3 protein-coding genes are annotated in these 3,474 nt (G+C 41.7%); all 3 read left to right on the top strand.

Annotated elements, in window-relative coordinates:
- The first annotated feature begins 211 nt into the window (after positions 1-211).
- The 3 genes from uvrY to pgsA are packed head-to-tail and all read left to right on the top strand — an operon-like array spanning position 212 to position 3,315.
- Entirely contained in the window at positions 212-856 is a 645-nt protein-coding gene (gene uvrY / locus AB4135_RS20795) for a UvrY/SirA/GacA family response regulator transcription factor (RefSeq protein WP_220740379.1), read from the top strand.
- A gap of 33 nt (positions 857-889) precedes the next feature.
- Entirely contained in the window at positions 890-2,719 is a 1,830-nt protein-coding gene (gene uvrC, locus AB4135_RS20790) for an excinuclease ABC subunit UvrC (protein ID WP_371995338.1), read from the top strand.
- Between the two features lie 47 nt (positions 2,720-2,766).
- The gene (pgsA, locus tag AB4135_RS20785; protein ID WP_371995337.1) at positions 2,767-3,315 is read left to right on the top strand and encodes a CDP-diacylglycerol--glycerol-3-phosphate 3-phosphatidyltransferase; all 549 of its coding nucleotides are present in this window, start codon (positions 2,767-2,769) and stop codon (positions 3,313-3,315) included.
- Positions 3,316-3,474 lie beyond the last annotated feature (159 nt).

Genomic DNA, 3,474 nt, shown 5'->3' with positions numbered 1-3,474 from the left:
TCTCTCCGCCACATTAAAGAAGGCAGCCTAAATGGCTGCCTTTTTGCTTTCTAAGATAAGCTATTGTTATTAATCGTTATATTGATTATCAGTAGCGAGAGGGTTAGCAAAAATTAGCTTTCTAATTTTGTTTTTATGGGCTAAATTAGACTGAATAAGATAGCTTGACACACGTGTAGAGCAAGCAGGATTAATTTGGGGTAGGGCAGCTTTGATTTCAGTATATTTAGTCGATGACCATGAGCTAGTACGTACTGGTATTCGGCGTATTCTAGAAGATGAACGCGGGATAAAGGTTGTTGGTGAAGCCGGTGACGGTGAGACTGCAGTTCAATGGTGCCGTAAAAATGAAGCTGATGTCATCTTAATGGACATGAATATGCCTGGGATTGGTGGCTTAGAAGCAACTCGAAAAATTCTTAGGTTTCAAGCGCACGCAAAAATCATCGTCCTGACTATACATACTGAAGATCCGTTCCCAACTAAAGTCATGCAAGCTGGTGCGTCTGGCTATTTGACCAAAGGTGCAACCTCTCCTGAAGTGCTACAAGCTATTCGACAAGTTGCCCATGGCCAACGTTATCTGTCGCCTGAAATAGCGCAACAGATGGCATTGAGTCAGTTTAATCAATCTGAAGATAATCCGTTTAAATCGCTGTCTGAAAGAGAATTGCAGATCATGCTAATGATCACCAATGGCGAAAAGGTCAGTGATATTTCCGAGCAACTCAATCTTAGTCCAAAAACAGTGAATAGTTACCGATATCGCTTGTTTGCAAAGTTAGGCATCGGTGGTGATGTGGAGCTTACTCGCTTGGCGATTAGGTATAAGATGCTTGATACTGGTCAGTTCTAAATAAATATTAGCTATTAGGTGATCTAACGTCGTATGGCTGAAGCGTTCAATTCTAGCGAATTTTTAAAAACGGTTACATCGTCTCCCGGTGTTTACCGTATGTATGATATCGATAATACCGTTATCTATGTAGGGAAGGCTAAAGATTTAAAAAAGCGATTATCTTCTTATTTTCGTAAAAACCTTTCGAATATAAAAACACAGGCGTTAGTCACTCGCATTGCTAATATCGATGTCACTATTACCCATAGTGAAACCGATGCACTTATTCTAGAAAATGATTATATAAAGCAGTACATGCCTAAGTACAATGTACTGCTCAGAGATGATAAATCCTATCCTTACATTTTATTAAGTAATCACAAGCATCCACGGCTTTCGTACCATCGTGGTCCTCAAAGAGCGAAAGGCCAATATTTTGGCCCTTATCCCAATGGCGGTGCTGTTCGTGAAAGCCTGCATTTATTGCAAAAAATCTTTCCTATTAGGCAGTGTGATGACTTGTATTATAAAGCGAGATCTCGACCTTGCTTGCAGTATCAGATCGGTCGTTGTTCCGCGCCTTGTGTTGATAAAGTTTCCTTAGAGGATTATCAAGAGCAGGTCACACTGGCTTCTCTGTTTTTAAAAGGTAAAGACCAACAAGTCACCAAAGCACTTGTCGCCAAGATGGAGCAAGCTGCACAAGAGTTACATTATGAGCAAGCCGCGCGTTATCGCGATCAGATTACTGCACTAAGACGGGTTGCTGAACAACAAGAAGTGTCACACGCATCTGGAGACATGGATGTTATCGGAGCGCATTTCTCATCGGGTGTCGCCTGCTTTCACTTACTCTTTATCCGAGAAGGTAAAATTTTCGGAAGTCGCAGCTATTATCCTAAAGTACCAGTGGATACAGAGTTGTCGGAAGTTTTACGATCCTTTATGTTTCAGTTTTATCTTAATTCAGATAGCCAACGAGTGACCCCTAAAGAGATTTTGGTCAGCGATGCCTTTGAAGAGCAAACTGAACTGGCTGCAGCAATAAAAACAGCGCAACAAAGAAAAGTAGAGATAAAAACACAAGTTCGTGGTGAACGTGCGCAGTTTTTACGGTTAGCAATGACTAATGCAACTAACTCTGTCATTACACGGCTATCTCACCGTAATACAGTAGAGCAGCGTTTCCTGTTGCTTGAAGAAGCGATTGAAGCCAGCAGTAAAATCCAGCGCATGGAGTGTTTCGACATTAGCCATACAATGGGTGAAAGTACGGTAGCATCTTGCGTTGTATTTAACCGTGAAGGGCCGAATAAAGCCGACTATCGCCGTTACAATATTGAGGGGATTACCCCTGGTGATGATTATGCAGCAATGAAACAAGCAATTAGTCGACGCTTTGATAAAGTGGCGAAAGGTGGGAAAACACCCGATATCCTCTTTATTGATGGTGGCATTGGCCAATTGCGTATTGCACAGAAGATTGTAGACGAAAAGTTCGTTGCATTAGATCATGCTCCAACATTGATAGGCGTCGCAAAAGGCGAGGGACGTAAGCCGGGCCTTGAAACGCTTATTTATGGTGATAACGAGGAATCGTTTACTTTACCTGCCGATTCAGGGGCATTACACCTTATTCAACAAATTCGAGACGAATCTCATCGCTTTGCCATCACTGGCCATCGCAATAAACGACAGAAAACTCGAAATACCTCTTCACTTGAATCTATTGAGGGAATAGGTCCTAAACGTCGAAAAGCATTATTACAACATTTAGGTGGATTGCAGGAAGTTAAGGGGGCGAGTGTGGCTGAATTGGTAAAAGTTCCAGGGATTAGCCTAGAAATGGCACAAACAATACATGATGCATTGCGAGGGTAGTAAAATTAAGGCAAGATTGGCGCTGCTTTTGAATTTTAGGTTTTATGATGCCGTTTAACATTCCTATCGCGTTAACACTTTTCAGACTATTACTGTTACCAGTGTTTGTTGTTCTTTTCTATATGCCTGACAGTTGGGCTCTATTTGCCGCTGCTTTTGTTTTTTGGTTAGCCGCTGTTACGGATGCGCTTGACGGTTACGCTGCTCGAAAACTGAAACAATCTACTCGTTTCGGTGCTTTTCTTGATCCAGTAGCAGATAAAATAATGGTGACAACTGCATTAGTACTGCTTGTTGCTCAATATCAAAGCATCTGGTTGACCTTACCTGCATTATTCATGATCGGACGTGAGATTGTAATCTCCGCTTTAAGAGAGTGGATGGCTGAAATTGGTAAGCGAGGGGCGGTAGCCGTCTCTTGGATCGGTAAATATAAAACCGCTGCACAGATGACTGCAATAACAGGATTAATCTGGCAACCAAACGATTTTATTATATATAGCGCATTTGGGTTATTTTACGTTGCTGCGATACTGACTTTCTGGTCAATGATGAGCTACATAATAGCCGCATGGGGCGATTTAACCGCCGAGTAGCTCACTTTAAAACCGATAAGATTAATTAGTGCGCAAGCAGTTATTTATCTATAAATATAGCGTTGACTCTTCGACATAAATCGGTAGAATGCCATTCCGTAGTCAAGGGGAAGCGAACTAAGCAAGAACTTGAATACAGATTAAATTGAAATGCGACAT

The organism is Shewanella sp. 10N.286.54.B9, assembly GCF_041468565.1.
In the GTDB taxonomy this organism is placed as follows: domain Bacteria; phylum Pseudomonadota; class Gammaproteobacteria; order Enterobacterales; family Shewanellaceae; genus Shewanella.
This window is presented reverse-complemented; position numbering and strand designations above follow the sequence as displayed.

Excerpts from the sequence above, each read along its gene's own strand:
- uvrC (WP_371995338.1), top strand. The coding sequence starts at position 890 with ATGGCTGAAGCGTTCAATTCTAGCGAATTTTTAAAAACGGTTACATCG.
- pgsA (WP_371995337.1), top strand. The coding sequence starts at position 2,767 with ATGCCGTTTAACATTCCTATCGCGTTAACACTTTTCAGACTATTACTG.